Here is a 26906-nt window from a genome sequence, read left to right as displayed (position 1 = left end):
AGGGTTAATAGCCGGTAAACTCCTGATCGAAATTGGGCGGCCGAGGTCAGCCGCAGCAGGGATTCAGCCGAAGGTTGCAAGTCGAGTTAACCGTTGGGTTACCATGTTCTTTTACCCTTCGCTTGAAGGGCGAATTCTTTGGGGTGGGGCATGTCGGGTATTGGCGGCGCAGACGAGGACGTGGATATCGATCTCGGCGGACTCTTTCGAGCAGTCTGGCAGCGCCGCGGCCGGCTGTTGCTTCAAACCGCAGGCGTTGCCGCAATCGCCTTCGCCGTCGCCAAGATGATCGCCCCCAGTTACGAGGCCGAGACGCGCGTGCTGATCGAATCGCGCGAGCCGGAGTTCAGCGGTGAGGCCCAGGCTTCCAAGGGCGGATCGGACAGAATTTTTGACGAATCGGGCATCGCCAGCCAGGTTCAGGTGCTGCGTTCCTCCGACCTGATCAAGCAGGTCGCGCGCAACATGAACCTGCACGAGCTCGAAGAGTTCGACCCTTCCGCCCATCCCTCGATGATTTCCGACCTGTTGGTCATGCTGGGGCTGAAGAAGAATCCGCTCGAGCTTCCGCCGGAGGAGAGGACCCTCAAGGAGTTCAACTCGAAGGTCCAAGTCTATCAGATCGAAAAGTCGCGGGTGATCGGGATTGCGTTTACGTCGAAGGATCCGGAGCTTGCTGCGGCCATCCCGAACGAAATGGCCAAGGTCTATCTCTTGATGCAGAGCGGTGCGAAGCTCGACTCCAATTCGGAAGCGAGCCGCTGGCTTGAACCGGAAATAGCCAATCTGCGCGAGAAGGTCCGCGACGCCGAGGCGAAGGTCGCAGCCTACCGCGCCGAATCCGGCCTGTTGCCGACGGGCGGGACGGAGAACTTCGCCACACGGCAATTGAGCGACATTTCGGCGGAGCTCGCTCGGATACGCGCGGAGAGGGCCAACGCCGCCGCGCGGGCCGAGAGCGTGCGCTCGGCGCTCGCAGATGGGCGCTCGGTCGATACGCTTGCCGACATCGTCGGATCGCCGATGATCCAGCGGCTCAAGGAAAGCCAGGCGGCGCTCAAAGGGCAGATCGCCGACCTGTCGACGACGCTGCTCGACGGACATCCGCGCCTGAGAGGCCTGAAATCGCAACTCGATGGTATCGAGGGGCAGATTCGCAGCGAAACGCGGAAGATCCTCGCAAGTCTCGAAAATGAGGCAAAGGTTGGGCAATTGCGGGAACAGCAACTGGTGCAGCAGCTGAACTCCATTAAGGCCCAGTCGGCGCAGGCGGGGGAGGAGGAGGTCGGGCTTCGTGCGCTGGAGCGCGAAGCGGCAGCCCAGCGGCAGCTCCTCGAGACCTATCTCGCCCGATATCGCGAGGCGACATCGCGAAGCGTCGCGAACGCAACTCCGGCCGATGCGCGGGTGATTTCGAGTGCGGTCGTTCCTGTCACCGCAAGCTTCCCGAAAGTCGTGCCGATCACCATCGTTGCGGCGCTCGCGAGCTTCCTGCTGAGTTCAGTCGCCATCATGCTCGGCGAGCTCTTCAGCGGCAGGGCTTTACGACCGGTCAACCGGCCGCGCGCAATGGTTGCCGAACCGGCGACAGCGTTGCCGAGCGCGACGGATTTTGCCTCGGCGTCCATTCTTGCTGACGTGCTGCCTTCCGAAGAACATGAGGAGGAGAGTGCATCAAGCGGCGCAGAGGAGCAGGACTTTTCGATCGAGGCCGTCGCCGCCCACCTTCTCGACAGCGGCACCCGGATTGCCGTATCGGTTTCGCCCGGCGGCGACGAGGGGTCGACGGCCACGGTGATGCTGGCGCGCCTTCTCGCGGAAGAGGAGCAGAAGATCGTCCTTATCGATCTTTCCGGCTCCGCCTGTCCGACCAGGCTCATGGTCCAGGAGCCGCATCTGCCTGGGATCACCAACCTGCTGGCGGGCGAGGTTGCCTTCACCGAGTCGATTCACGCGGACAGGCTTTCCGAAGTCCATATCATTCCGCACGGCGACGCCGACCCTCAAAAGGCTATGCGCGGGATCGACCGTCTGCAGATGATAGTCGACGCGCTCGCGAACGTTTACGACCTGGTCCTCATCGAGTGCGGGTCGGCCGACGCGGCCGCCGTCGCCAAGGTGGCCCGCCGCGAAGGCATCGAGATCATCCTGTCGGCGCCTGCGGTCAGCGAAGAACGGATCATTGAGGAACTCACCTGTTTCGGTGAGGCCGGGTACCGCGACATCGTGCTCATGACCGGCCGCGGCGAGTACGGCCCTGGATTTCCCGACCGGTGGGCGGCCTAACACATCGAGCTTTCCGAAAAGCGGAACCGATTCCGGAAAGCACGATGCGCAGGTTCAAAAATTTACGGCTTACTCTGTCCGTCCTGACGGCCCTCTGTAGCCAATGTCGCCGTTCCCGTGGGAAACTGCGGTTATTGCCATCGTCGGCGCTGACGCTGAAGAAAAGTGTAGACAGGTTCGTTGGCCTTCGCGGCCCGTTTGGCGCGAGCTATCATGCGATGGATTCCGGCGGCCAGTTGGCCGCGAGGGGTCAGCGGCAAGACGATATCGCGAAGCGGTGTCTCGATCGTGCACCATGACCGCTTGTAGCTCTGGTCGCCTATCCCGAAATCGAAGACCTTCACGCCTTCACCGCAAAGACGTTCGATTATCCGGTAGAACAGCAATTCCCCGGGGCTGCTGTCGGCCGCGACTGTTTCGTCGATGGAACCAAACTGACAGATGACGTGATCGCCCTTTCGCAGGAGCCCGGCGACGGCGAGTATCTTGCCGTGATGCTCTCCTCTCATCCGTATCGCATTGAGTTCGAAGAGGCCGCCCCTGTCTATCAGAGTATGGAAGAAGGCGCGGGTGGCTCCATCTGCGAACACATCGGGCAGGCCCAGTTTGGCAAAACGCGCTGCTTTCTGCCGGAAGAAGATCTCCAATAATGAATGAGCCTCCGACGGCTGCCGGGCAATCACATACTCATAGCCTCCGAATTCGGCGAGACGCTTCTCGGAAATGCGCATCCTCTTGCGCCGGCGCTTCGCATTGAGCTGCGCCAAGGTTTGCTCGATGTCGTCACGGAGGGGCAGTTGGAAGGATGCATTGGGGCTTGCGGCACCGGGCAGAAAGTGGAGAGGATGCGGTGCGCCGCGCCACGTGGCCGGTATTCTGTCGAGGCTCACGACGTCCGCAAAGCCACGGATCTGGCGCAGTCCGTCGGTAAGCGCGCGGGTGAGGTCCGCGCCCGCAAACATCTCGATGCCTTCGGCAAACAGCCCGGTGTTCAAGTTGCTGTGATCGGAGCCGATCAGGCGGGCCGTTCGGAAAAAGCAGCCGCGGACGATTTCAAACGGCAGAACGAAGAGCGCCTGCCCGCCGATCGCGCCGCGAACCACCAGCACTTGCCGATCGTGGGTCTCTTCCCAGGTCCTGCACCAGTCGAGGCTCTGGTGCGGGGAATTCAGATTGTTTGCCTCGAGCGTCCGCCATTCTGCCTCGTTTTCGCTGAGGCCGGAATGGATGGAGACGGTAATCCGGTTTGCTTTATCGCGTCCGACACTTTGGTGCGGATTGAGCGACGCGTCGTTCGGCGGGGCGAGGATGAAATCGGAATGGGCCATGTCTCAGCGTCATCGCGGGCGGGGAGTGGCGCCATTGAAACCGCAAATCCGCTACATCCGATTAATTTGCTATCGCTACGCTGAATGCGGTTAGCAAAGAATGAAAACGCCGCCGCTGGTAATCCGCCTCGCAGACCTCGAGGCGCTGGAAGGCGCGCGATAGACTCAATCGAGGAGGCCGGTGGCGAGTGCGCATGCCCAATCGGGGCGGTCGCGATTGGCCGCAACTCGCGACATCGCCATGTGGTCGTAGGGTACGCAGCGGAAGGTTACACTCCATCCGTTCGCCGTTCGATCAACGATGGCGTAGCGCGCATCTGGCGAGCCGGTCTCGACCTTATGGCCGACCGGGTGATCGTCGGTGTAGCCAGGACAGCCGACGCTGCCGGGATTGACGAGAAGGCGCCCGTCCGCAAGCCGCACGGCGCGGGGAATATGTGTGTGGCCGCAGAGGATCACCGGATAGGCGATTCCTTCCGCGAAACACTCGATCACCTCGCGTTTCCCCATATGGACAATGCCGTTGGCGGTCAGAGCCTCCATCCAGTAGGTTTCGTCGTCAGCCGGCGTGCCATGGCAGAGAAAGAGCGTGTCGCGATAAACTAGAGTCTCCGGCAGGGTGGCCAGCCACTCCAGGTGATGCTGCTCGAGCTGATCATAGGCCGCCCGGTCAGAAGGCCCCATGGCGGCCGGATCGATCGTGAGAAGATATCGATCGTGATTGCCACGGATCGCGGGCATGTCGCGTTCCATCAGGATATCGGCAGTCCGTACCGCGTTCAGCGGACCGCTGAGGTGATCGCCGAGATTGACTACCTCCTTGATCCCCAAAGCGGCAATATCCGCGAGAACCGCCTCTAGCGCCAGATCGTTGCCGTGGATGTCGGAGATGACGGCGATCTTCATTGCTCTATCCAGTTGGTCAGCGCTTGGCAGGTTTCTCCATCCACTTGATAATCAGCATGGCAGGAAGGATCCACAGAAGGCCGGTGAAGAAGAAATAAAGGAGATGCACCCACCAGGGGGAAGCGCCGAGCAGCAGCGAGGCAAAGGTGACCGCCGCCAGCGCGTAGGTGATGACGAGGATGATGATGAGGATGGTGCCGATCAGTTTTCTCAGGCGTACGGGCATTTGACTTCTTTCGGACGGCGGCAGCCGCATGGATCGTTAAAACTGCACGCGGTTAGCTCCAGTTTCTGGAGTGGACCGCGACGGGATGCCGCAAAGGCTTTGGCCTTGTCTTGCACGGCGCTCTGGTGCAAATCAACGGCTTTCACGCCGGCGCGCAGGCGAACTGCGTGGAGGTGGTCCGTAGACGGATGAGGAAGTGCTCATGGCCCATGCCGCGGCAACAGAACGGACGCTGCTCACGAAGATCGATCGAGCGGAGCGAAACCGCCGGCAAATCCGCGGCTGGCTCGCCGTCGTTTTGTTTGTCCTGTTCGCACTGGTGCTCGTCGGCGGCGCCACTCGGTTGACCGAGTCCGGTCTCTCGATCACCGAATGGAAGCCGATCCACGGCGTCATTCCACCCCTGTCGGCTGAAGAGTGGGAGGAGGAATTCCGTCTCTACCAGCGCATTCCTCAATATGAGCAGCTCAACAAGGGCATGACGGTAGAGGAGTTCAAGACGATCTTCTGGTGGGAATGGGGGCACCGGCTGCTCGCCCGCTCCATTGGCGTGATCTTCGCTTTGCCGCTCCTCTTCTTCTGGGTGACCGGGCGGGTCGAACGGCGGCTCCGCCTGCCGCTCCTCGGCATTCTGGCGCTTGGCGGCTTCCAGGGCTTCATCGGCTGGTGGATGGTCTCCTCCGGTCTCGTCGAGCGGACCGAGGTAAGCCAGTACCGGCTCGCTGCGCATCTGGTCATCGCCTGCCTGATCTTTGCCGCCTGTATGTGGATCTTTCGCGGGCTTTCTGCGCACTCGGGCGATGCGGCGCCGACCAAGAGATCACAGAAGATGGCCGGCGTGATCGCCGCCATGAGCCTCTTTCAGATCTATCTCGGCGCGCTGGTGGCGGGCCTCGACGCCGGTTTTACCTACAACACCTGGCCGCTGATGGATGGCGCCATCGTGCCCGGAGGCCTGTTCGTACAACAGCCGGCATGGATCAACCTCTTCGAGAATCCGAAGGCGGTGCAGTTCGTCCATCGGCTCGGCGCCTATCTGCTCATCGCCTTGGCGCTCATGCATATGATCGCCTCGCTGCGCGCCGCACCGGAAACGACCCATGCCCGCCGATCGGTGCTTCTGTTCGCGCTCGTGGCAATTCAGGCGGCGATCGGCATTATGACGCTTGTCTTGCAGGTGCCGATTGGCTGGGGGGTGTTGCACCAGGCGGGCGCGCTCGTGGTGCTCGGTTTCGCGATCGCCCACTGGCGCGGCTTCATCGGCGAATATCCGAGAGAGACGGCGATCGAACTTCGCGACTGATCTCGTCCCGGCGGCGAGTCACGAGGCGTCCAGTTCCGCCAGCAGTACGACGAGTTCGGTCGTGTTGCGGACTCCCATTTTCTCGAGCACCCGGCTGCGATGCACCTCGACCGTGCGCATGGCTATTCCGAGCGCATGCGCGATCTGCTTGTTGAGGTTTCCCTGCAGCATCAAGCGCATGACTTCCGCCTCGCGGTTGGAGAGCGTTTGGATCCGACGCTGCAGGTCCTGTCTGTGTCCGATGAGTACCCGTTGGTTCTCATGCATCGCGATCGCTTTGACGACGAGGTCGACCAGTTGATTGTCGTTGAAGGGCTTCTCGACGAAGTCGAACGCGCCCGCCTTCAACGTTTGCACCGCGACCGGCACGTCTGCGTGCCCCGTCAGGAAGATGACCGGCGCCTTCCAGCCCATGGCGCGCAGGCGATCGAATACCTCCGGTCCGGACAATCCTTCCATGCGGACATCGAGGACGACGCAGCCGCAGTCTTGGCCGGGCAGTGCTTCCAGAAAGGCCTCGCCGGAAGGCCAGCCTTGGGCGGGAAGCCCTCGCGAGGCGAAAAGAAAGGCAAGAGCATCGCGGATGCTTTCTTCGTCGTCGATGATATGGATCGTGCTCGTCATCGGTAGCCCACTGCCTCTTGCATGTCATCGGCCAGGGGAAGAGTGACCGTGAATACGGTGCCGCCGGTCGCGCCCGCCCGATGTGCCAAATGGCCGCGGTGCAACTCCACGATCGATCGGCAGATATTCAGCCCCATTCCCATCCCCTGCTCCTTGGTAGAGGTGAAGGCGTCGAAAAGCCGCCCCGCCACCTCGGGCGCAATACCCGCGCCCTGGTCCTCGATTTCGATGAATGCGTTGCCGTCGCTGCTTTTCAGCAGGCGTACGGTCAGCCGGTCGCCGGTGCGGCGGCCGTCGGCCATCGCCTCCATGCCGTTGCGGATCAGGTTGACCAAAACCTGCTCCAGCAGAATGCGGTCGGCCATCACGTCCCCGACATCCGTGAGTTCGGGTACGATCCTGACACGGTTTTCACGGGCATCCGCCAGCAGGAATCCGATCGTGCCCGTCACAACGTCGCGCAGGCTCAGTCGGCCGAAACGCGGTTCGCGCTTCTTTACGAAGTCCTGGATGCGTCGGATGATCTGCCCGGCGCGGTTGGCCTGGACCGAGAGCTTTTCCACGGCGGGTCCAAGCACGGACGGGTCGGCCTTGCCCCGCTGCAGCAGATTGGCCAGTCCCGCGGCATAGCTTGCAATGGCCGAAAGCGGCTGGTTCAGTTCGTGCGCCAGCGTCGAGGCCATCTCGCCCAGCGTGACGAGGCGGCCAGTGCGTGCCATACTCTCGTCCTGGGCCCGGGCCAGTCGCGCCGCGCGCTTGGTGTCTGTAATGTCGATGATGGACCCCATCCAGCCACGATGCCGCCCATTCGCATCGATGAGCGGAGCCTCGTAGACCTGGACGTCTATCTGGCTCCCGTCGGCGCGGCGGAAGCGGGTCTCGAAGGATTGGGAAACGGAGCCGCCCTCGGTGAGCGCCCGCTGTCGGGCGAGGGTCTCCTCCAGTCGCTCCGGCGACCAATATGGCATAGGCGGGGTACGCCCGACGAGTTCGGCGGCCGGCCAGCCGACGAGGTTGCAGAAGGCCGAATTCACGTAGAGTACGCGCCCGGCGTGGTCCTTGGCCCTCAGTCCGACCGTGAGGCTCTCCTCCATCGAACGTCGAAACGCCATCTCGCCTTCGAGCCGCTCTTCGGCGCGCCGCCGTCGTTGGGCGCTTCGATAGAGGGTGAGCAATGCGAGGATGGCGAAGATCGCCAGTCCGGCGATCACGGCGACGAGAAGCGTATTCACGAAGGCAGCCGGTGGTTCATAGGACGCGATCCGCAGAACCGTGCCAGGCAGCGGCGGGTCGAAACTGATCGTATGAGTCGGGTTTTGCGGGTCGGGCGTGCGTTTGGCACGCCTGGCGATAACGCTGCCGCCGGCGTCGGCGAGTTCAACACTGTATTGCTCGGCGATCCACCAGGGGATATGTCGCTCGAGCATCAGCGGAACCGAAATAGTCGCTGTAACGATACCCGCGCCGCCTTGCAGCAACACGCCCATGGTGAAGCGCTGCGCTCCAACCGCGCTGAATACGGGCCGTGCGGAGACCGCGCGCGAGTGCACCATACGGTCGACAAGCCGCTGGTCAGGCGGACTGTCGAGCCCCGGTACCGCCCTGAGCACGTCACCCGTCGCGTCATGCCATACGATCGACAGCACTTCCGGGTTGTTGGCGATGTGGATGCGCGCTCGCGCGTCGAGCACATCAGCCGGAGTTCCTCCGGAGGCATCGAGCGCCAGTCGCACCAGCATGTCCTCGTCCACCGAAAGCTGAAAGCGCAGCGTCTGCTCCACCCACAGCGCATCGGTGGCGAGCTTGGTGCGCGCCTGCTCGGCTTCGCTGCGGCTGACAATCCAGACGAGAGCCGCCACAAGCGCGACCAACGCTACGATGGCCGCAAGCGGCACCAGCGACAGAAGATCGGTCCGCCTGCCTTGCTCCTTGATGTCCGTCGACCAGGGATCCTCCCCGGATGCCGTTCCTTCACGCTCTTTCAGTGTGCCCCCCCTTGATCGCCGGACCGCTTCTTCGAATTCTGCTGGTCGGACCTCGCGATTGTGGAAACCCACAATAGCGGGTAGGCGCAAAGGCTGGCAAGGAGAGGCATCGCGCTAGGAGGCGTGGATAAAGGAGGAGAACATATGCTGACTCGTCGTTCTTTCGCTCGACTGGCCGGGGCTGCCGCCCTTGCGCTCACCGTTGCAATGCCTGCCTGGGCGGAGCCGGTCGTCATTAAATTCAGCCACGTCGTCGCGCCGGATACGCCGAAGGGCAAGGGTGCCGAGAAGTTCAAGGAACTTGCCGAGAAATACACCGAAGGCGCCGTGAAGGTGGAGGTCTATCCGAACAGCCAGCTCTACAAGGACAAGGAAGAGCTCGAGGCGTTGCAGCTCGGCGCGGTGCAGATGCTCGCCCCTTCGCTTGCCAAGTTCGGGCCGCTCGGCGTCCAGCAGTTCGAGGTCTTCGACCTGCCGTTCCTGATGAATGGCTATGAGGATCTGCGCAAGATTACCGACGGAGAAATTGGTAAGTCGCTGCTGGCGAAGCTGGAGGATAAGGGCATCACCGGGCTTGCCTATTGGGACAACGGTTTCAAGGTCATGTCGGCCAACTCGCCGCTACAGACGCCCGACGATTTTCTAGGCCTCAAGATGCGCATCCAGTCCTCGAAGATCCTTGAGGCGCAGATGCAGGCGCTCGGCGCCGTCCCGCAGGTGATGGCCTTCTCCGAGGTCTACCAGGCGCTCCAGACCGGCGTCGTCGACGGCACGGAAAATCCGCCGTCGAACATGTATACCCAGAAGATGCACGAAGTGCAGAAGCACGCCACAATCTCCAATCACGGCTATCTCGGTTACGCGGTCATCGTGAACAAGGCCTTCTGGGACGGACTCGATCCGGCAGTCCGCGAGAAGCTTTCGCAGGCGATGTCCGAGTCGACGGTCTATGCCAATTCCATCGCCAAGCAGGAAAACGAGGCGGCGCTTGCCGCCATGAAAGCGAGCGGCAAGACCGAGTTCCGCGAACTGACGGAGGAGGAGCGTGCCGACTGGGTCGAAGCCCTGAAGCCGGTCTATGACGAGATGTCCGGGCGCGTCGGGGCCGACCTGATCGAACAGGTCCGCACCGCTCTCGGCACCACCAACTGATCGCCACCCGGGGACGCTTCGTGCGTCCCCCCTTTCTTGTCGAGGTTCGCCATGACCCTGCGCTTCCTCGACCGCTTCGAAGAAATTCTGATCTCCTTGCTCATGGCTCTCGCCGTGGCGCTGATCTTCGTCGCGGTCCTGCACCGTTTCTCGATCGGTTTTGCAGCCGACTTAGTCGGCTTCGCCCGCACCAACGACATGCCCGCCCTGATGGATTTCGCGCGCTCGTTCTTCAAGACCGTGAACGCGATCAAGCTCACCTGGGCGCAGGAGGCCTGCATCTACCTTTTCGTCTGGATGGCCAAGTTCGGCGCTGCCTATGGCGTGCGCGTTGGTATCCACGTCGGCGTCGATATCCTCGTCGAGCGTCTCACGGGGGCGACGCGCCGGCTCGTTACCATAGTCGCCATGTCCGGCGGTGTTCTTTTCACCGCGATCATCACCTGGATCGGCAGCGACTTCGTCTATCACGTCGCAAGGGGCGGGCAGACCTCCCCGGATCTCGAAATCCAGATGTGGCTCGTCTACCTCGCCGTTCCGCTCGGCTCGGCGCTGATGTGCTTCCGTTTCATCCAGGCGCTCTGGCTTTACGCCACCACCGGTTTCGTCGCGCATCATGACCATGGCGCCGTGGAGGGGCTGGAAGAAGAGGCCGAGGATCTTTCCAAGGGAGCACACGCATGACCGCGCTTCTGATCTTTGCGATCCTTGCGATCCTGCTCGTGACCGGCATGCCGGTCTCCATCGCGCTGGGCTTGACGGTCTTCGCCTTTCTTTTTGGCTTCACCAGTATCCCGATGGATTCGATCGCCCTGAAGCTGTTCACGGGCATCGAGAAGTTCGAGATCATGGCAATCCCGTTCTTCATCCTGGCGGGCAATTTCCTCACCCATGGCGGGGTCGCCAAGCGGATGATCCGGTTCGCGACCTCCATGGTGGGGCACTGGTATGGCGGTATGGGGCTCGCTTCGGTACTGGCCTGCGCCCTTTTTGCCGCGATCTCGGGCTCGTCGCCTGCGACCGTCATGGCTGTCGGCTCGATCCTGATACCGGCCATGGTCCGGCAGGGCTATCCGCCACAGTTCGGCGTCGGCGCGGTCGCGACGGCCGGCGGCCTGGGCATCCTGATTCCACCATCCATCGTGATGGTCATGTATGCCGTTGCGACGTCCGGCATGGTGGTCACGGGACCGAATGGCGAACCCGTAATGTCCGCCTCGATCGGCACCTTGTTCATGGCCGGCGTCATTCCGGGACTGATGCTCGCGGCGATGCTCGGCGCGACCACCACCTACCGCGCCTGGAAGAACGACTACCCGCGCATGCCGCGGGCGCCGTGGAGCGTGCGCATCAAGGCCTTCCGCGAAAGCGTCTGGGGCTTGATGCTGATCGTGATCATCATGGGCGGGATCTATGGGGGCATCTTCACGCCGACGGAGGCCGCGGCAGTCTCGGCAGTCTACGCCTTCATCATCGCGGTCTGGGTCTACAAGGACATTTCGCTTCGCGAAGTGCCGAAGGTGCTGCTCGCCTCCGCCGGCATGTCGGCGATGCTGCTCTACATCATCACCAATGCCGTCATGTTTGCCTTCATCCTGACCTCGGAGCAGATCCCGCAGATGCTGTCGGCCTGGATCGTTGATTTCGGCTTCGGCAAGATCGGCTTCCTGCTGATGGTAAACGCGATCCTGCTCCTGATCGGCATGGTGATGGAGCCCTCGGCGATCGTGTTGATCATGGCGCCGATCCTCTATCCCGTCGCCGTCAAGCTCGGTGTCGATCCGGTTCATTTCGGCATCATGCTGGTGGTCAACATGGAGATCGGCCTCTGCACGCCGCCGGTCGGCCTCAATCTCTATGTCGCCTCTGCGCTGTCGAAGCTCGGGTTGACGGAGGTGACGCGGGCAAGCTGGCCTTGGCTGCTGACGGCGCTGATCTTCCTGGTGGCGGTCACCTATATACCGGCGATCTCGCTCGTCTTGCCGCAGTTCCTGGGTTTGAACTGAACGGAAGACCGGCACACCGAAATGAACAAGGCCGCGACCCCGAAGGGTCGCGGCCTTGTTGCGTTCGAAGCGGCGTGGCGGCTCTAATAGCCTCAGGCCGAGAGCATCAGATCCATGTTCTGGACGGCCGCACCCGAGGCGCCCTTGCCAAGGTTGTCGAGCAGGGCGACGAGGTTCACATGCGCGCCGCCGCTGGTCCCGAAGACGAAGAGCTTCATCGTGTCCTTGCCGGCGAGCTCCGTGGCGTCGATGCGAGCGAGCTTTGCGCTCTCGTCCAGCGGCACGACTTCGACGATCGATTGACCGGCATAGTGCTCGACGAGCGCGGCATGGATGCTTTCGAGCGTCGCGCCGGCCGCAAGCTCCTCAAGATAGAGTGGCACCTGCACGATCATCCCTTGCGGGAACTTGCCGACCGATGGCGCGAAGGCAGGCGCGCGCTCGAGCAAGCCGTGCATCTTCATCTCGGGCACGTGCTTGTGCTTCAAGGTGAGGCCGTAGAGGAAGTGCGGCGCGCTGATGTGGTCCGGATTCTTTTCGTCTTCGATCTGCGCAATCATCTGCTTGCCGCCGCCGGTATATCCGGAGACCGCATTGACCGTCACCGGGTAGCCGTCGGGAAGAATGCCCGCTTGGCGCAGCGGACGGATGAGTGCGATCGCACCCGTCGGGTAGCAGCCGGGATTGGCGACATGACGCGCGCCGCGGATCTTTTCGGGTTGCGTCTTGTCCATCTCGGCAAAGCCATAGGCCCAGTCGGGCGAGACGCGGTGCGCGGTCGATGTATCGATGATGCGCACGCGATTGTTGCCGGCGACCATGGCGACTGCCTCGCGGGAGGCGTCGTCGGGCAGGCAGAGAATGGCGACATCGGCGCTGTTCAAGAGGTCCTCGCGCATCGCCGCGTTGCGTCGTTCTGCCTCCGGAATTGACAGGAGCTCGACATCGGAGCGGCCGACCATGCGCGCGCGGATCTGCAGCCCCGTCGTGCCGTGTTCGCCATCGATGAAGATCTTCGGTTTCATGATTATCCTGCTCCTGCAGACCTTTACGGAAGCTTCCGGAATCAGCCTGGCATTGACCTGATTCTGTTTCTCAACGCGCGGTTCAGCCGCGTCGTTCCGCGAGCCATTCGGCGCGCAGGCCCAGCATATACATGGCGATGGTCGCGCCAGCAATGGCGGTCATGTCGGCGTGATCATAGGCGGGCGCCACCTCGACGACGTCGCTGCCGGCCACATGAAGCGCGCCGAGCTTGCGCAGGACAGACAGGATCTTCGCGCTCGAAGGTCCGCCCGCGACTGGCGTGCCGGTCCCGGGTGCAAAGGCCGGATCGAGGCAATCGATGTCGACGGTGAGATAGGTCGGGTGGCTGCCGACGTGCCGGATGATCGTGTCGGCGATCTCCTCGGCACGCATCTCCTCCACCTCGTAGCCATAGATCATCCGGATGCCGCAATCCTCCGGCGCGTGCGTGCGAATGCCGATCTGGATCGAGCGCTCGATGTCGATCAGACCTTCACGTGCAGCGCGGCCGACGAAGGAGCCGTGATCGATGCGGCCTTCCTCGTCCGGCCAGGTATCCTGGTGGGCGTCGAACTGCACGAGGGCGAGGGGGCCGTGGAGTGCGGCATGCGCCTTGAGGATCGGATAGGTGACGAAATGGTCGCCGCCTAGCGTCAGCATATAGGCGCCGGATCTCAGTATATTTGCCGCCTCGCGCTCGATCGTCGCTGGCGTCTTGGCGTGATTGCCATAGTCGAGCAGGCAGTCGCCATAATCGATCGTCGCCATGTCAGCGAACAGATCGCGCTGGAAGGGATATTGCGGATCGTTGTCGAAGATGGCCGAAGCGCGGCGGATCGCTTGCGGGCCGAAGCGGGCCCCTGGGCGGTTCGACGTTGCGGCATCGAAGGGAATGCCCCAGACGACCGCGTCCACGCTATCGAGTTCCTTCGTGTATTTCCGCCGCATGAAGGAAAGGACGCCTGCGTGCGTCGGGTCGGATGCGGCCGATCTCAGCGACCTTGCGGTAATCGCGTGGTCGATTGTGTTGTTTGCCATGCACATTCTCCGTCAGCTCGACGCGACGTTGGACAATCGCCGCCGGCAAGGCAAGACTGTTCGGACAATTTCATGTGCATGGGCAGACAATAAGAAAAGGCCGGGACGGGCCCGGCCTTTGACAGGTGCAGTTTCCGCAGCGATTAACGCTTGGAGAACTGGAACGAACGGCGTGCCTTTGCACGGCCGTACTTCTTGCGCTCGACCACGCGGCTGTCGCGGGTGAGGAAGCCGCCGCGCTTCAGAACGGAGCGCAGGCCCGGCTCGAAATAGGTCAACGCCTTGGCGATGCCGTGACGAACTGCACCGGCCTGGCCGGAAAGGCCGCCGCCGGCAACGGTTGCATCGATGTCGAACTGGCCGTCACGGGCAGCCGCGACGATCGGCTGCTGCAGGATCATCTGCAGAACCGGACGGGCGAAGTAAGCCGAGAAGGGCTTGCCGTTGATGGTGATCTTGCCGGAGCCGGCCTTGACCCAAACGCGGGCGACGGCGTCCTTGCGCTTGCCGGTCGCGTAGGAACGGCCCTGCGCGTCGACCTTCTTGACGTGAACCGGAGCAGCCGGTTCCGCCGTCGTGGCGATTTCCTTAAGAGCGGAAAGGTCAGCCATTATCAGGCGCTCCTTGTGTTCTTGCTGTTCAGCTTGGCGACCTCGAGGACGGTCGGCTGCTGTGCTTCATGCGGGTGGTTCGCGCCTGCATAGACGCGCAGGTTCTTCATCTGGCGGCGGCCCAGCGGGCCGCGCGGAACCATGCGCTCAACAGCCTTCTCGATAACGCGCTCCGGAAAGCGCCCCTCGATGATCTGGCGAGCGGTGCGCTCCTTGATGCCACCCGGATAGCCGGTGTGCCAGTAGTACTTCTTGTCGGAGTACTTCTTGCCGGTCAGGACGACCTTTTCGGCATTGATGACGATGACGTTGTCGCCGTCGTCGACATGGGGGGTGAAGGTGGCCTTATGCTTGCCGCGAAGGCGGTTTGCGATGATGGTAGCGAGGCGACCGACAACGAGCCCTTCGGCGTCGATGAGGATCCACTTCTTCTCCACCTCTGCAGGCTTCTGAACGAAGGTTGCCATATCTAAAAACTCTTTCGTTGGACCCGGAAACGAGCCGGGCGTTTCTTGTTGCTTGCTTTGGCCGAGCCAAAAAAGAAGGCGGCCTTAAGGGACCGCGATCTGCGGCAGCTTATACGGATGCAGGAGAGCGCGGTCAAGAGCGGTTTCCCGCATTTCAAAAAAAGAGAAACTTGTAGAATCAAGCGTTTAAAGATGTGGTTTCATGGTACCACAAAAATGGCGAGGCAAAATCGACCATTGCCCGCTACAGGCCGCCACTTGCTCACCGCGCATTGCGAGTTTGGCTTTCCGAAAATCGGTTCCGATTTTAGGGCCGATGCGTTAGCTAAGCTCGCACGGGGCAGCTCAAGACTGGGGCAGCTCGAGACTATGGAGAAGATCATGGCGGACGTCGTCGCATTCAGGAAAGATGGGCAGAATGGTCTGCTCCTGCGCGAGGTGAACGGCCCGGTCCTGCGGCTGACGCTGAACAATCCCCCTGCGAATGCCCTCTCCTTCGCTCTCCTGGAGGCGCTCGCGGCGGAGCTTTCAGCGGTTGCCGCGTCGAAGGAGATCAAAGTCGTCGTGATTGCCGCGATCGGCTCTGTTTTCTCCGCCGGGCACGACCTCAAGGAGTTCACGCTGCATCGCGCAGATGAGGATGGCGGCAGAGGATTCTTCGGACGCGCCGTCCGGCTCGCGGCCGATCTTATGCTGAAAATCACGCGGCTCCCGCAGCCAGTCATCGCCGAGATCGACGGGCTTGCGACCGCCGCCGGCTGCCAGCTTGTCGCCAGCTGCGATCTGGCGGTCTGCACCGATAGTTCCACCTTCTGCACGCCAGGCGTCAATATCGGGCTGTTCTGCTCGACGCCCATGGTCGCGCTGTCGCGCGCAGCGCATCGTAAGCAGGCATTGGAGATGCTTCTGACGGGGGAGACGATCGACGCGTCCACAGCAAAGGATTTCGGAATCGTGAATCGCATCGTGCCGCAGCAATACCTGCGCCAGGTGGTGGACAAATATGCTTCCGTCATCGCCTCCAAATCGCCGCAGGCGCTGAAGATTGGCAAAGAAGCTTTCTACCGGCAGGCTGAATTGTCGCTCGACGCGGCCTACGACTACACCGTCGGCGTCATGGTCGAGAACATGCTCGCTCGCGATGCGGCGGAGGGAATCGGCGCCTTTCTGGGCAAGCGCATGCCGGAGTGGGATGAGGATTAGAGCATTGTGGCAGACAGGTGGCATCACCCGATTGCAAACGCCGCAAAGGCAAAAAGTCGGAGCCGTGCCGCGAACGGACGTGATCGCATCCCGCTCTAGGCGAGCCTGAGCAGCAGCGCGCCGAGCGCGATCACCAAGGCCGCGGCGATGCGCCAGATGCTGACGCGCTCCTTCAGGAACACGACCGAGATCACCACGGCAAAGAGGATCGAGGTTTCGCGCAGTGCGGCGACGGTCGCCACGGGGGCCTTGGTCATGGCCCAGAGCGCCAGCCCATAGGCGACGAGCGACCCCCCACCGCCGATCAGGCCGCGCCACCAGTGGTGACGGATGTGTCTGAATACGGGTCTGACTCCGCGCGTCGTGAAGGCCCAGGCGAAGAGAAGAACCGGCGGCAGCGGCGCCATCCACAGCGTGTAGGAGATCGCATTGCCGGAAACGCGCGCGCCGATTCCGTCGACAAAGGTGTAACTCGCGATCACGCAGGAATTGAGGAGTGCGAGCGCAATGGCCTGCTTGCCGCCCTTGCCTGATTCCAGCGCGAGCGTCAGCACTCCAGCCGAGATCGTCAGGATGCCGGCGAGCGCGCCGCCGGTCAGATCTTCGCCGACGACGATGCTGCTGGTGGCAGCGACGATGAGCGGCGCCGTTCCGCGCATCAGCGGGTAGACGAGGCCGATATCGCCGGCACGATAGGAGGCGGCGACCAGTTGGAAATAGGCGAACTGCAAGACCGCCGAGATCAGGATGAAAGGCCATGCTTCCGAGCGAGGAAGCGGCAAAAAGGGGAGGAAAGGCAGTGCCACGACCGCGGCGCCGAGCGCCACCATGGCGGCATCCAGCGACTTTTCAGAGCCGGCTTTGACGAGGGCATTCCAGGTCGCGTGCAGTAGCGCCCCGAAGAGTACGAGCGCGATGACATCGAGCGGCAAGATGAACCTCGGTAGGCGCTTGGAGGGAAGGCTCGCAAGTTGTCGCCTTGCCGGCGGGGAAATGCAACCGGGTTCCAGCGAAGTCGAATTCCCCTCGGCGGAAGGAAACGGTGCACAGGCTGGCAGATCGGCCCCGGCTCGGTTGACTTGCACGAGCGTGGCACCAACTATCCCGGCAACGAAATCTACTCCCGGACGTGCAAGCATGAATCACGATGCCTACCCGGACCACTACCTTGCTGAAATCCTGCGCGAGACGAAAACCATTGCGCTCGTCGGCGCCTCACCGAAGCCGGAAAGGCCGAGCCATCGCGTCATGGCTTTCCTTCTGCGCAAGGGATACCGCGTCATTCCGGTCAATCCCGGCCAGGTTGGCCGGACGATCCACGATCAGCCCGTCGTGGCACGTCTTGCGGACATAGCCGAGCCAATCGACATGGTCGACGTCTTTCGGTCTCCCGCAGCTTTGCCGGCGCTCGTCGACGAGATCCTGGCGCTGCCACGCTTGCCGAAGGTGATCTGGGGGCAATTGTCGGTGCGTGACGACAAGGCGGCCGCCAAGGCGGAGGCCGCCGGTATCAAGGTCGTCATGGATCGGTGCCCGGCGATCGAATATCCGCGCCTGATCGGCTGACCGGCGAAAAAGGGAAGGGGACCATGATGAAGGCCGGACCAGGTTTCAGCACGCTCGCTGTCCATGCGGGAGCCCAGCCAGACCCGACGACGGGCGCACGGGCAACGCCGATCTATCAAACGACGAGTTTTGTCTTCAACGACGTGGATCACGCAGCGGCGCTCTTCGGGCTGCAGCAATTCGGCAATATCTATACCCGCATCATGAACCCGACGCAGGCGGTGCTGGAGGAGCGGATTGCGGCTCTTGAAGGCGGTACCGCGGCGGTCGCGGTGGCTTCGGGGCACGCGGCCCAGCTTCTTGTCTTCCACACGATCATGAGCCCGGGCGACAATTTCGTCGCGGCAAGGCAGCTTTACGGCGGCTCCATCAATCAGTTCGGCCAAGCCTTCAAGTCCTTCGACTGGCAGGTTCGCTGGACGGATTGCGCCGATCCGGACAGTTTCGAGCGGCAGATCGATGAAAGGACAAAGGCGATCTTCATCGAAAGCCTCGCCAATCCGGGCGGCATCTTCGTCGACATCGCGACGCTCGCCGAGGTCGCGCGCCGGCACGGACTGCCGCTCATCGTCGACAACACGATGGCGACACCTTACCTCGTGCGGCCGCTGGAGCATGGTGCTGATCTCGTCGTCCATTCGCTGACCAAGTTCATCGGCGGCCACGGTAATTCGATGGGCGGCATCATCGTTGACGGCGGCACTTTCGATTGGTCGAGGTCCGGCAACTATCCGCTCCTATCCGAGCCGCGTCCGGAATATGGCAACATCGTCCTGCACCAGGCCTTCGGCAACTTTGCCTTCGCGGTTGCGGCACGGGTCCTGGGCCTGCGCGATTTCGGGCCGGCCATTTCTCCCTTCAACGCCTTCATGATCCAGACCGGGGCGGAGACGCTGCCGCTTCGCATGCAGCGCCACTGCGACAATGCGCTTGCGGTTGCGAAATGGCTCACGGCACAGGAGAAGGTCTCCTGGGTCCGCTATGCCGGGCTGGAGGAAGATCCGAACCATGCGCTGCAAACGCGCTATTCGCCCAAGGGGGCGGGCGCCGTGTTCACCTTCGGGCTCAAGGACGGGTTCGAGGCGGGCAAGCGCTTCGTCGAGGCGCTCGAGATGTTCTCCCATCTCGCCAATATCGGCGACACGCGCTCGCTGGTTATCCACCCCGCCTCGACCACTCATCGGCAACTTGCGCCGGAGCAGCAGGCAGCTGCCGGTGCTGGGCCGGATGTGGTCCGTCTGTCGATCGGCATCGAAGACGTCGAGGACATCATTGCGGACCTGGAACAGGCGCTCGAGAAGATCTGATACGGTTCGGCCATTTCTCGCTGCGCCGAGCGCGGGGCGGGGAGGTGGGCGGCCGACCTGCAATCACAGGATTTCGATTTTACGCCAATCGGTTCCCACACTACGCTTTTCCTGCGCAATGCGGGAGAAAAAGCTATGAAACCTACGCTTGCATTCCTCGTGGCCGCTCTGGTCTCTTCGCCGTTGCCGGTACTGGCCCAGGACACTTCCATGAGCTTCTTCGTCACCAGCTCGAATCCGGGCAAGGGCGGCGATCTCGGAGGGCTCGCCGGGGCCGACGCTCACTGCAATTCTTTGGCGACGGCGAGTGGTTCGACGGGCAAGACCTGGAGAGCCTATCTTTCCACCGATGAGGAGAACGCCAGGGATCGCATCGGTACCGGTCCCTGGTTCAACGCCAAAGGCGAGAAGATTGCCGACGATGTCGCCTCGCTGCATAGCGATGGCAACAATCTCACCAAAGAGACGGCTCTCAACGAGAAAGGTGAAGTCATTCCCGGTCGCGGGGATACTCCGAACCGCCACGACATCCTGACCGGTTCCAAGGCAGATGGAACCGCTGCACCGGAAACCTGCGGCAATTGGTCAATGGGCGGTGCGGAGGGCGCTGCTATCGTCGGCCACAGCGACCGCACGGGCCTGGACGATTCCGCCGCGGCGAAATCCTGGAATTCGTCGCATACAACCCGCGGCGGCTGCTCGAACGAGGCATTCAGGAGCACTGGCGGGGACGGCCTGTTCTACTGCTTCGCAATTAATTGACAACGACCTGATTGGCGCCAATTAGACCATCGCGTCTGGAGCGGCTTGGAGGCGGTGGCTGCGCCACTGGTCCACCTGATTAGGACGAAGACACGCAGCATTGCAAAGTGATACAGCGATCTCTTGCGCGTCTGCTTAGACACGCGGCCCTGCAGTGAAATAGGTGTCTCATGAGCCACATGCTGAAATTCGATCTTGGCTCGGAGGAGGCCGAAATCGGCGCCCCTGCGCCGGATCGGCTGATTTCCGGAAGCCCCGAGTTCCGCACTTGGAATTTCGAAGAGGCCCCGGGCAGTCTCTATGCCGGCATTTGGGAGGCGACGCCCGGGAAGTGGCGGATCGCCTATGAAGAGTGGGAATATTTCCACATTCTGTCTGGCCACTCGATCGTGACCGAAGACGGAGGCGAACCAGTCGAGCTCAAGGCCGGCAACAGCATGATAATTCGGCCTGGCTTCAAGGGCACCTGGGAGGTCGTCGAAACGACCAGAAAAGACTATGTAATCCGGCTATAGGCGGTCACGGTCGCTGCCGGTCGTCATCCGCCGACATCGTGTTTCCGCCGACAGCCCGCGAGGACTTCGAACGAGTTAGGGCGTCAAGTGTAACCGGATGCAAAGGCTGCCGGGGCGCCGCATCACCAGACGAGGTCCAGCCGGTCCAGGCCATGGAAGTGGAAGCTGTCCTTGACTGGCGGATCGTGTTTCAGCCGCATGCCGGGCAAGCGCTGGAAGAGGATCGGCAGGGACACCTTGAGCTCCAGCCGCGCAAGCGGCGCACCGATGCAGAAGTGCAGGCCCGCCCCGAAGGAGACATTGGCGCCTTCGTCGCGGTCGGGCTTGAACGTGCCGGGTGCCGAGAATTTGCGCGGATCGACATTTGCCGCTCCGAGCATCAGCCCGATCTTGTCGCCTTTCTCGAGCGTGACGCCGTCCTCGAGCTCAATGTCCGTGAGCGCGTAGCGCTGGAATATGTGGAGAGGCGCGGCAAACCGCAGGCATTCTTCGACGGTGCGTTCGGTCGTCTCCGCATTGGCGAAGAGTTCGGGGGGCGAGAACCCGGACTTGAGGATCGTGCGAACCGCATTGCCGATCTGATGGACCGTCGCCTCGTGCCCGGCGTTGAGGAGCAGCACGATGGTCGAGATCAATTCCGCCTCCGACAGCCGTTCGCCGTCCTTTTCCGAGGTGATCATGTGGGTGAGCAGGTCATCCGCGGGGTTTGCGCGCCTGTCATCGATGATACCCTTCAGGTATTCGCCGAACTCGGCGGAGGCCATGTTGGCATCGATTTCGACTTCGAGGCTCGGATTGAAGACGTACATCTTCACCATTCGGTGCGACCAATCGAGAAGGCGAGGGGCCGCTTCGACCGGGATGCCGAGCATCCGCGCGATGATGGTGACGGGGATCGTTTCCGCGTAGGTCTTCAGGAGTTCGACCTCTCCATCCTTTTCGAAAGTGTCGATCACCGCATGCGAAAGCGCTTCGATCTCCGGCCGGAGCTGCTCGATCTGTCGGGACACGAAGGCACGGTTGACGAGCGTCCGCAGCCGCGTATGCGCCGGCGGCTCCAATTCCAGCAGCGAATGCGCCTCAAGCGCGTCGAAGTCCTTGAGATGCGGCTTCGGTTCGGGCAGGCCGAGTTCTTGTCGCGTCGCAACGTGAAGAATCTGCCGTCCGAAACGACGATCGCGCAGAAGCGCGTTCACCCGATCATAGCCCGCAAAATACCATTGCTGCTGCTCTTCCCAGAAAAACGCCGGACATTGCGCATGGAGCGCCGCATAGGCCGGAAGCGGATTGCGGAAGAAGTCGGGATTGCGAACGTCGAGGCAAACGCGCCGGGCGGGGCCGTCAATGCTAATGCCGGGTGCTGAGATCATAATTTCGACTCTTCTGGTCCTTCCTGTGCATCTGTATTGCGCCGGACGCCTTCACAGCAAGAACTTTGACGACCGCGATCCAAGACGAACAGGTGCATAAAGTCGACTTTTTTGGGTGGCACAGACCGGCTTATTTGAGCATGATGCGGCAGCAGGCAGGGAACGCATGGCAAAATCGCAAGGCATATTGTCCGCGGGCATCGTGGCGGCGATCCGCAAGCGGCGGCCGACTATCGTCAATCGCGACGCGGCGGTGAGCCGCGGCGATATCGTTATCGCATCCTACAACATCCACAAATGCGTCGGCACCGACGGCCGCTTCGATCCTGCGCGCACGGCCCAGGTGATAACCGAGCTTGGAGCAGACATCGTCGCTTTGCAGGAGGCCGACCAGAGGTTCGGAGAACGTGCCGGGCTTCTCGATCTCGAGCATATCCGGCGGGAAGCGCATCTCGTCTCGATACCAATCTCTCCGTTCTCAGAGAAAGGGCACGGCTGGCACGGTAACGTCCTCCTGCTAAGGGAAGGGGCCGTCTCCGATGTGCGGCAGCTCAATCTGCCGGGTGTCGAGCCGCGGGGCGCGCTGGTCGTCGATCTCGACCTCAAGGTCGGATCTCTCAGGGTGATCGCCGCCCATCTCGGACTGCTGCGCCATTCCCGCGCGCGCCAGGCCGAGACGATCATGCAAGTGGCGGCCGACGGCGGCGATCGGCCGACGCTCCTGATCGGCGACCTCAACGAGTGGCGCATGGGCAAGCGCTCCTCGCTCAAGTTCTTGAGCCCGCTCTTCGACGCATCCCATGCGACGGTCGCGAGCTTCCCGTCACGCTTTCCCCTGTTCCCGCTCGACCGGGTGCTCGGGAACCCGCATCATCTCGTGACCTCCGTGGCCGTGCATGATTCGCCGCTCGCGCGCTTGGCTTCGGACCACCTGCCCGTCAAGGCATCGATCGACCTGAAGGCCGCCCTCAAGGGCGGAGACGAGGACGGTAACGCTGGGTTGATGGGAATGGAACCGGCATGAGACGCCGTGCTTCATTGGGAACGATTTGGAGCCCGAATTAATTTCTCGGATTCAAGACACTTCGGCTCCGTGCGCCTGAGGGGCGCAGCGCCGTGGACGGCGATGTATGTTATCCTGGCTTGCGCTTTTTCTTGTCGTCCTCTTTGCGCTGTTGGCGGCGGCGACGGTCTATGTTTACGGCTGGTTCGGCCGACGCCCGCAGGCGCCGCCTTCCTTCGCCCTGCCCTTGGCAGACGATGAGACGCTGATCGACAAAGGCGTCGCGTCACTACCCGCTGCCGCCTCCGATCAGAGCACGATCGCCCTGATCTCGGACAATATAGAGGCGTTCGTCGCGCGGGCCCATTCGGCCCGCCGGGCAGGGCGCAGCCTCGACCTTCAATACTATTACTGGAAAGACGATCTGACCGGTTTTCTGCTGACGCGCGAGGTTATAGCGGCGGCCGATCGCGGCGTCCGCGTTCGACTGCTGCTCGACGACATCAACGCCGGAATCCATGACCGGCTCTGCATCTCGCTTGATGCCCATCCAAACATCGACGTACGGCTTTTCAATCCGAGCCGAGCGCGCACCGATCGGTTCCGCCGTGGTTTCGAGATGGCCGTCCGCGCCCTGAGCGTCACGCGCCGGATGCACAACAAGCTGTGGATAGCGGACGGGCGGGTGGCGATCGCCGGAGGCCGCAACATTGGCGATGCCTATTTCGATGCAGCCGAACTCTCGAACTTTCGCGACCTGGATGTCTGGATGACGGGGCCGGTGGTCGATGAGGCGACGGCCATGTTCGACCGCTTCTGGAACAGCGCGTCCGTATTGCCGATCGCGGCGCTGAGAACGCCCCGCAAGCATTATCTGCCGGCCCTGCGCCAGTCGCTCGGCGCCCTGGCGCGCAAGGCCGCCGCTCGCTTCTACCTGGAAAAGGTCAGCGACACTGAAGCCGGCGAGAGCCTCTATTGGGGTGGCCGCGCACTCCACTTGTGCGCAGGCGTGCGGGTGGCCTTCGATCCGCCGGAGAAGGCGCTGATGCAGAAGAGGCAGAACTGGCTGCTGCGCGAACTTTTTCCATTGATCGATGCCGCCGCACGCGACCTGCGCATCATGTCTCCCTATTACATTCCGGGACCCGAAGGTACGCGGCACTTGGCGGCTCTCGTAAAAAAGGGCGTGAGGGTGGCGGTGCTGACGAACTCGCTTGCGGCGACCGACGTAGCGGCAGTGCACGGCTGCTACTCGAAATACCGCCAGGCGCTGCTGCGTGCCGGCATTGAACTCTACGAACTGAAGAAGGGCGGCGATTTCCTGGACCGGCATCGCATCTCGCTGTTCGGCGCGCGCAATGCCAGCTTGCACACCAAGGCTTTCGTCGTCGATGGGACGACGGGTTATGTCGGCTCGATGAACTTCGACCCCCGCTCCGCCTCGCTCAACACCGAGATGGGAATCGTCTTTTCCGACGAGACGCTCGCGGCCGAATTGCAATCGATTTTCGATGAGGAAACCTCGCCGGAGAGAAGCTATAGGTTGTTGCTCGAGGGCGAGAGCCTTGTCTGGCGCCACCGCTCCAACGGTGCGGCCCGGCTTAACAGGGGCGAACCCGACGCAGGCATCGGCCGCCGGCTCGCTGCCGCCGTCATCCGCTTTCTGCCGCTGGAGTCACAGCTTTGACGAACTCACCACGCCAGCCCAAAATTTACCGATCATTTACTGCAGACTTGGGAATGCCTGTGAGCAAGCGGGGTAAGACATGCGCGCGAGCGGAGCAACCTTGGAAAAATGTTCTATCGGCATCAGGAGCCGACCAACGAAAAGCTTTGGGTCGAAGAGCCGCGACCTTTAAGCTCATCGAGCGTTCGCGACTTGAAGTGAAGGGCATTGACACTCTATGTAAGGATCGAGGCTAATCCGATGATTCCTGGTCCGCGAAGGGATTGCGGGCCCGACTGATGAAGGTTCGATATGAGAAATCCAGTTGATACGGCCATGGCGCTGGTGCCGATGGTTGTCGAGCAGACCAATCGCGGCGAACGGTCGTACGACATTTATTCGCGGCTGCTCAAGGAGCGCATCATCTTCCTGACGGGCCCGGTCGAAGATCACATGGCGACACTTGTCTGCGCGCAATTGCTCTTTCTCGAGGCGGAGAACCCGAAAAAGGAGATCGCGCTCTATATCAACTCGCCTGGCGGCGTTGTGACGGCCGGCATGGCGATCTACGACACGATGCAGTTCATCAAGCCGGCGGTCTCGACGCTCTGCATCGGCCAGGCGGCCTCGATGGGTTCGCTGCTGCTTGCCGCGGGCCACAAGGACATGCGCTTTGCGACGCCGAATTCGCGTATCATGGTGCATCAGCCCTCGGGTGGCTTCCAGGGCCAGGCTTCGGATATCGAGCGGCACGCGAGAGATATCCTCAAGATGAAGCGCCGGCTGAACGAAGTTTATGTCAGGCATTGCGGTCGCACCTACGAAGAGGTGGAACAGACTCTTGACCGCGATCATTTCATGAGTGCCGACGAGGCTTTGGACTGGGGCTTGATCGACAAGGTGATCACCTCACGCGAAGCCGCCGAAGGCGGTGAGACGGCTTGAAGTCGAGGTTTTGTGTCTGCACAGATGCGATTGTGACACATTTGTAATGGCCAAGGGCTTTATCGGTAGGGTAAAGCCGTTAATATGAGCCGAAATGCTATGCTAGGCGTTCTGAGCGTAGCGTCTGAGTTCGACGGGAGAGTCGTTGCGGCCGAGAGTCAGGCGATCTGCCTGACCCGGTGGGTACTCCCAGGGACCTCGTGCGGGCGGTGAGGGCCCGCATAAGGCGAATTGAGTGGTCCGTGATATCTTTCCGAAGGTGTCCGGCGTGCTGGAAGGAAGTGAAAATGAGCAAAGTCAGCGGTAGCAACGGCGGTGACTCGAAAAATACCCTCTATTGTTCGTTTTGCGGCAAGAGCCAGCATGAAGTTCGCAAGCTGATTGCCGGGCCCACCGTATTCATCTGCGATGAATGCGTTGAACTCTGCATGGACATCATTCGCGAAGAGAACAAGACCTCGATGGTCAAGTCTCGCGATGGCGTTCCGACCCCTCAGGAAATCATCAAGGTTCTCGACGAGTACGTCATTGGCCAGCAGCAGGCCAAGCGCATCCTGTCGGTCGCCGTGCACAACCACTACAAGCGCCTCGCCCATGCGGCGAAGAGCAGCGATGTCGAACTGGCGAAATCCAACATCATGCTCGTCGGGCCGACCGGCTGCGGCAAGACCTATTTGGCGCAGACGCTTGCGCGCATCATCGACGTTCCCTTCACCATGGCCGACGCGACGACGCTGACCGAAGCGGGTTATGTCGGCGAGGACGTCGAGAACATCATCCTCAAGCTGCTTCAGGCCGCCGACTACAATGTTGAGCGTGCCCAGCGCGGCATCGTCTATATCGACGAGGTCGACAAGATCTCGCGCAAGTCTGACAATCCTTCGATCACCCGCGACGTGTCGGGCGAGGGCGTGCAGCAGGCGCTGCTGAAGATCATGGAGGGTACGGTTGCCTCGGTGCCACCGCAAGGCGGCCGCAAGCATCCGCAACAGGAATTCCTGCAGGTCGACACGACGAACATCCTCTTCATCTGCGGCGGCGCTTTTGCCGGTCTCGACAAGATCATCTCCGCCCGCGGCGAGAAGACCTCGATCGGCTTCGGCGCGACCGTCCGTGCACCGGAGGATCGTCGGGTGGGCGAAGTGCTGCGCGACCTCGAGCCGGAAGATCTGGTCAAGTTCGGGCTCATTCCGGAGTTCATCGGCCGCCTGCCCGTATTGGCGACGCTTGAAGACTTGGACGAGGATGCGCTGATCCAGATCCTGTCGGAGCCGAAGAACGCGCTCGTCAAGCAGTACCAGCGCCTGTTCGAGATGGAAGATGTCGAGCTGACCTTTCACGAGGATGCTCTCAGGGAAATCGCCCGGCGTGCCATCGTCCGCAAGACCGGCGCACGCGGCCTCCGGTCGATCATGGAAAAGATCCTGCTCGACACGATGTTCGAGTTGCCGACGCTCGAAGGTGTCCGCGAGGTCGTCATTTCGGACGAGGTGGTCAAGGGGACCGCACGGCCGCTCTACATCTACTCGGATCGCTCCGAGGAAAAGACCAACGTTTCGGCCTGATCGGCCGCTCTCGGCTAACGGAAAAAGCCCGCCATGTGCGGGCTTT

The 26906-nt window shown here is 61.9% G+C and carries 25 protein-coding genes; 14 read left to right on the top strand and 11 right to left on the bottom strand.

The genetic code is table 11. The features are described 5' to 3' along the window. The first annotated feature begins 150 nt into the window (after positions 1–150). Entirely contained in the window at positions 151–2286 is a 2136-nt protein-coding gene (locus tag J2Z31_RS06830) for a GumC family protein (RefSeq protein WP_209601168.1), read from the top strand. A 131-nt stretch (positions 2287–2417) separates the two neighbouring features. Here the strand turns inward: J2Z31_RS06830 and J2Z31_RS06825 are convergent, their stop codons facing one another. The 3 genes from J2Z31_RS06825 to J2Z31_RS06815 form a co-directional block, all read right to left on the bottom strand. After that, positions 2418–3614 carry a GNAT family N-acetyltransferase gene (locus tag J2Z31_RS06825; RefSeq protein WP_209601167.1) on the bottom strand — a complete coding sequence of 399 codons (1197 nt, stop codon included), beginning with the start codon at positions 3612–3614 and terminating at the stop codon, positions 2418–2420. A 165-nt stretch (positions 3615–3779) separates the two neighbouring features. Next, on the bottom strand, positions 3780–4520 hold the full coding sequence (locus J2Z31_RS06820) for a metallophosphoesterase family protein (RefSeq protein ID WP_209601166.1): 741 nt from the start codon (positions 4518–4520) through the stop codon (positions 3780–3782). Positions 4521–4536: 16 nt separating this feature from the next. Beyond that, positions 4537–4746 carry a DUF2842 domain-containing protein gene (locus tag J2Z31_RS06815; RefSeq protein WP_209601165.1) on the bottom strand — a complete coding sequence of 70 codons (210 nt, stop codon included), beginning with the start codon at positions 4744–4746 and terminating at the stop codon, positions 4537–4539. A 202-nt stretch (positions 4747–4948) separates the two neighbouring features. Between J2Z31_RS06815 and J2Z31_RS06810 the strand changes: the two genes are divergently transcribed. Next, positions 4949–6049 carry a COX15/CtaA family protein gene (locus J2Z31_RS06810; protein ID WP_209601164.1) on the top strand — a complete coding sequence of 367 codons (1101 nt, stop codon included), beginning with the start codon at positions 4949–4951 and terminating at the stop codon, positions 6047–6049. An 18-nt stretch (positions 6050–6067) separates the two neighbouring features. Here J2Z31_RS06810 and J2Z31_RS06805 read toward each other — a convergent pair whose 3' ends face one another. After that, positions 6068–6673, bottom strand: a complete 606-nt coding sequence (locus J2Z31_RS06805; protein ID WP_209601163.1) for a response regulator transcription factor — start codon at positions 6671–6673, stop codon at positions 6068–6070. Then, positions 6670–8730 carry a two-component system sensor histidine kinase NtrB gene (locus tag J2Z31_RS29720; RefSeq protein ID WP_209601162.1) on the bottom strand — a complete coding sequence of 687 codons (2061 nt, stop codon included), beginning with the start codon at positions 8728–8730 and terminating at the stop codon, positions 6670–6672. Before J2Z31_RS29720 ends, J2Z31_RS06805 begins: the two co-directional genes overlap by 4 nt. A 72-nt stretch (positions 8731–8802) precedes the next feature. On the opposite strand from J2Z31_RS29720, the gene J2Z31_RS06795 reads away from it, so the two are divergent. Genes J2Z31_RS06795 through J2Z31_RS06785 form a run of 3 tightly spaced genes read left to right on the top strand, consistent with a single transcriptional unit; the run spans position 8803 to position 11816 of the window. Then, positions 8803–9810 (top strand): TRAP transporter substrate-binding protein, encoded by a 1008-nt coding sequence (locus J2Z31_RS06795; RefSeq protein ID WP_209601161.1) that lies wholly within the window; start codon positions 8803–8805, stop codon positions 9808–9810. A 51-nt stretch (positions 9811–9861) separates the two neighbouring features. Then, positions 9862–10494 (top strand): TRAP transporter small permease, encoded by a 633-nt coding sequence (locus tag J2Z31_RS06790; protein WP_209601160.1) that lies wholly within the window; start codon positions 9862–9864, stop codon positions 10492–10494. Next, positions 10491–11816, top strand: a complete 1326-nt coding sequence (locus J2Z31_RS06785) for a TRAP transporter large permease (protein WP_209601159.1) — start codon at positions 10491–10493, stop codon at positions 11814–11816. Before J2Z31_RS06790 ends, J2Z31_RS06785 begins: the two co-directional genes overlap by 4 nt. A 92-nt stretch (positions 11817–11908) precedes the next feature. Here J2Z31_RS06785 and argC read toward each other — a convergent pair whose 3' ends face one another. From argC to rplM, 4 genes are all read right to left on the bottom strand, one after another. Next, positions 11909–12841 carry an N-acetyl-gamma-glutamyl-phosphate reductase gene (argC, locus tag J2Z31_RS06780; RefSeq protein WP_209601158.1) on the bottom strand — a complete coding sequence of 311 codons (933 nt, stop codon included), beginning with the start codon at positions 12839–12841 and terminating at the stop codon, positions 11909–11911. Positions 12842–12923: 82 nt separating this feature from the next. Beyond that, complete coding sequence (gene speB, locus J2Z31_RS06775) at positions 12924–13880, bottom strand: agmatinase (RefSeq protein ID WP_209601157.1); 957 nt, start codon at positions 13878–13880, stop codon at positions 12924–12926. 143 nt (positions 13881–14023) lie between these two features. Beyond that, positions 14024–14491, bottom strand: coding sequence for a 30S ribosomal protein S9 (gene rpsI / locus J2Z31_RS06770; RefSeq protein ID WP_209601156.1), 468 nt, complete (start codon positions 14489–14491; stop codon positions 14024–14026). 2 nt (positions 14492–14493) lie between these two features. Beyond that, positions 14494–14958 carry a 50S ribosomal protein L13 gene (gene rplM / locus J2Z31_RS06765; RefSeq protein WP_209601155.1) on the bottom strand — a complete coding sequence of 155 codons (465 nt, stop codon included), beginning with the start codon at positions 14956–14958 and terminating at the stop codon, positions 14494–14496. 381 nt (positions 14959–15339) lie between these two features. On the opposite strand from rplM, the gene J2Z31_RS06760 reads away from it, so the two are divergent. After that, a complete protein-coding gene (locus J2Z31_RS06760; protein ID WP_209601154.1) occupies positions 15340–16161 on the top strand; it encodes an enoyl-CoA hydratase in 822 nt (273 codons plus the stop codon). A gap of 95 nt (positions 16162–16256) precedes the next feature. On the opposite strand, the gene J2Z31_RS06755 is transcribed toward J2Z31_RS06760, so the two are convergent. Then, positions 16257–17093: an EamA family transporter gene (locus tag J2Z31_RS06755; protein ID WP_209601153.1), complete on the bottom strand. Its 837-nt coding sequence runs from the start codon at positions 17091–17093 to the stop codon at positions 16257–16259. A 205-nt stretch (positions 17094–17298) separates the two neighbouring features. Here J2Z31_RS06755 and J2Z31_RS06750 point away from each other — a divergent pair, with 205 nt between their 5' ends. The 4 genes from J2Z31_RS06750 (at position 17299) to J2Z31_RS06735 (ending at position 20311) form a co-directional block, all read left to right on the top strand. After that, positions 17299–17727: a CoA-binding protein gene (locus J2Z31_RS06750; RefSeq protein WP_209601152.1), complete on the top strand. Its 429-nt coding sequence runs from the start codon at positions 17299–17301 to the stop codon at positions 17725–17727. A 26-nt stretch (positions 17728–17753) separates the two neighbouring features. Next, positions 17754–19034: an O-acetylhomoserine aminocarboxypropyltransferase gene (locus J2Z31_RS06745; protein WP_209601151.1), complete on the top strand. Its 1281-nt coding sequence runs from the start codon at positions 17754–17756 to the stop codon at positions 19032–19034. A 135-nt stretch (positions 19035–19169) separates the two neighbouring features. Continuing rightward, entirely contained in the window at positions 19170–19796 is a 627-nt protein-coding gene (locus tag J2Z31_RS06740; protein ID WP_209601150.1) for a hypothetical protein, read from the top strand. A 170-nt stretch (positions 19797–19966) separates the two neighbouring features. After that, the gene (locus tag J2Z31_RS06735; RefSeq protein WP_209601149.1) at positions 19967–20311 is read left to right on the top strand and encodes a cupin domain-containing protein; all 345 of its coding nucleotides are present in this window, start codon (positions 19967–19969) and stop codon (positions 20309–20311) included. 122 nt (positions 20312–20433) lie between these two features. Here the strand turns inward: J2Z31_RS06735 and J2Z31_RS06730 are convergent, their stop codons facing one another. Next, on the bottom strand, positions 20434–21681 hold the full coding sequence (locus tag J2Z31_RS06730; RefSeq protein ID WP_209601148.1) for a cytochrome P450: 1248 nt from the start codon (positions 21679–21681) through the stop codon (positions 20434–20436). Between the two features lie 166 nt (positions 21682–21847). Here J2Z31_RS06730 and J2Z31_RS06725 point away from each other — a divergent pair, with 166 nt between their 5' ends. The 4 genes from J2Z31_RS06725 to clpX all read left to right on the top strand — a co-directional run bounded on the left by J2Z31_RS06725 (position 21848) and on the right by clpX (position 26860). Then, the gene (locus J2Z31_RS06725) at positions 21848–22705 is read left to right on the top strand and encodes an endonuclease/exonuclease/phosphatase family protein (protein ID WP_209601147.1); all 858 of its coding nucleotides are present in this window, start codon (positions 21848–21850) and stop codon (positions 22703–22705) included. A gap of 106 nt (positions 22706–22811) precedes the next feature. Beyond that, positions 22812–24371: a phospholipase D family protein gene (locus J2Z31_RS06720; RefSeq protein ID WP_209601146.1), complete on the top strand. Its 1560-nt coding sequence runs from the start codon at positions 22812–22814 to the stop codon at positions 24369–24371. 291 nt (positions 24372–24662) lie between these two features. Beyond that, entirely contained in the window at positions 24663–25295 is a 633-nt protein-coding gene (gene clpP, locus J2Z31_RS06715; RefSeq protein WP_069460708.1) for an ATP-dependent Clp endopeptidase proteolytic subunit ClpP, read from the top strand. A gap of 287 nt (positions 25296–25582) precedes the next feature. Next, on the top strand, positions 25583–26860 hold the full coding sequence (clpX, locus tag J2Z31_RS06710) for an ATP-dependent Clp protease ATP-binding subunit ClpX (protein ID WP_018239383.1): 1278 nt from the start codon (positions 25583–25585) through the stop codon (positions 26858–26860). The last annotated feature ends 46 nt before the right edge of the window (positions 26861–26906 follow it).

The organism is Sinorhizobium kostiense (genome assembly GCF_017874595.1).
Taxonomy (GTDB): domain Bacteria; phylum Pseudomonadota; class Alphaproteobacteria; order Rhizobiales; family Rhizobiaceae; genus Sinorhizobium; species Sinorhizobium kostiense.
Note: the sequence above shows the minus strand (reverse complement) of the source record. Positions and strands in the feature narration are given on the sequence as shown.

Bases quoted from the DNA above. Each gene is read 5' to 3' on its own strand.
- rplM (WP_209601155.1), bottom strand. From the start codon at position 14,958: ATGGCAACCTTCGTTCAGAAGCCTGCAGAGGTGGAGAAGAAGTGGATC.
- J2Z31_RS06785 (WP_209601159.1), top strand. From the start codon at position 10,491: ATGACCGCGCTTCTGATCTTTGCGATCCTTGCGATCCTGCTCGTGACC.
- J2Z31_RS06810 (WP_209601164.1), top strand. From the start codon at position 4,949: ATGGCCCATGCCGCGGCAACAGAACGGACGCTGCTCACGAAGATCGAT.
- clpP (WP_069460708.1), top strand. From the start codon at position 24,663: ATGAGAAATCCAGTTGATACGGCCATGGCGCTGGTGCCGATGGTTGTC.
- argC (WP_209601158.1), bottom strand. From the start codon at position 12,841: ATGAAACCGAAGATCTTCATCGATGGCGAACACGGCACGACGGGGCTG.
- J2Z31_RS06790 (WP_209601160.1), top strand. From the start codon at position 9,862: ATGACCCTGCGCTTCCTCGACCGCTTCGAAGAAATTCTGATCTCCTTG.
- clpX (WP_018239383.1), top strand. From the start codon at position 25,583: ATGAGCAAAGTCAGCGGTAGCAACGGCGGTGACTCGAAAAATACCCTC.
- J2Z31_RS06795 (WP_209601161.1), top strand. From the start codon at position 8,803: ATGCTGACTCGTCGTTCTTTCGCTCGACTGGCCGGGGCTGCCGCCCTT.
- speB (WP_209601157.1), bottom strand. From the start codon at position 13,880: ATGGCAAACAACACAATCGACCACGCGATTACCGCAAGGTCGCTGAGA.
- J2Z31_RS06760 (WP_209601154.1), top strand. From the start codon at position 15,340: ATGGCGGACGTCGTCGCATTCAGGAAAGATGGGCAGAATGGTCTGCTC.
- J2Z31_RS06815 (WP_209601165.1), bottom strand. From the start codon at position 4,746: ATGCCCGTACGCCTGAGAAAACTGATCGGCACCATCCTCATCATCATC.
- J2Z31_RS06825 (WP_209601167.1), bottom strand. From the start codon at position 3,614: ATGGCCCATTCCGATTTCATCCTCGCCCCGCCGAACGACGCGTCGCTC.
- J2Z31_RS06820 (WP_209601166.1), bottom strand. From the start codon at position 4,520: ATGAAGATCGCCGTCATCTCCGACATCCACGGCAACGATCTGGCGCTA.
- J2Z31_RS06735 (WP_209601149.1), top strand. From the start codon at position 19,967: ATGAGCCACATGCTGAAATTCGATCTTGGCTCGGAGGAGGCCGAAATC.
- J2Z31_RS06740 (WP_209601150.1), top strand. From the start codon at position 19,170: ATGAAACCTACGCTTGCATTCCTCGTGGCCGCTCTGGTCTCTTCGCCG.
- J2Z31_RS06730 (WP_209601148.1), bottom strand. From the start codon at position 21,681: ATGATCTCAGCACCCGGCATTAGCATTGACGGCCCCGCCCGGCGCGTT.
- J2Z31_RS06750 (WP_209601152.1), top strand. From the start codon at position 17,299: ATGAATCACGATGCCTACCCGGACCACTACCTTGCTGAAATCCTGCGC.
- rpsI (WP_209601156.1), bottom strand. From the start codon at position 14,491: ATGGCTGACCTTTCCGCTCTTAAGGAAATCGCCACGACGGCGGAACCG.
- J2Z31_RS06805 (WP_209601163.1), bottom strand. From the start codon at position 6,673: ATGACGAGCACGATCCATATCATCGACGACGAAGAAAGCATCCGCGAT.
- J2Z31_RS06830 (WP_209601168.1), top strand. From the start codon at position 151: ATGTCGGGTATTGGCGGCGCAGACGAGGACGTGGATATCGATCTCGGC.
- J2Z31_RS06725 (WP_209601147.1), top strand. From the start codon at position 21,848: ATGGCAAAATCGCAAGGCATATTGTCCGCGGGCATCGTGGCGGCGATC.
- J2Z31_RS06745 (WP_209601151.1), top strand. From the start codon at position 17,754: ATGAAGGCCGGACCAGGTTTCAGCACGCTCGCTGTCCATGCGGGAGCC.
- J2Z31_RS06720 (WP_209601146.1), top strand. From the start codon at position 22,812: ATGTTATCCTGGCTTGCGCTTTTTCTTGTCGTCCTCTTTGCGCTGTTG.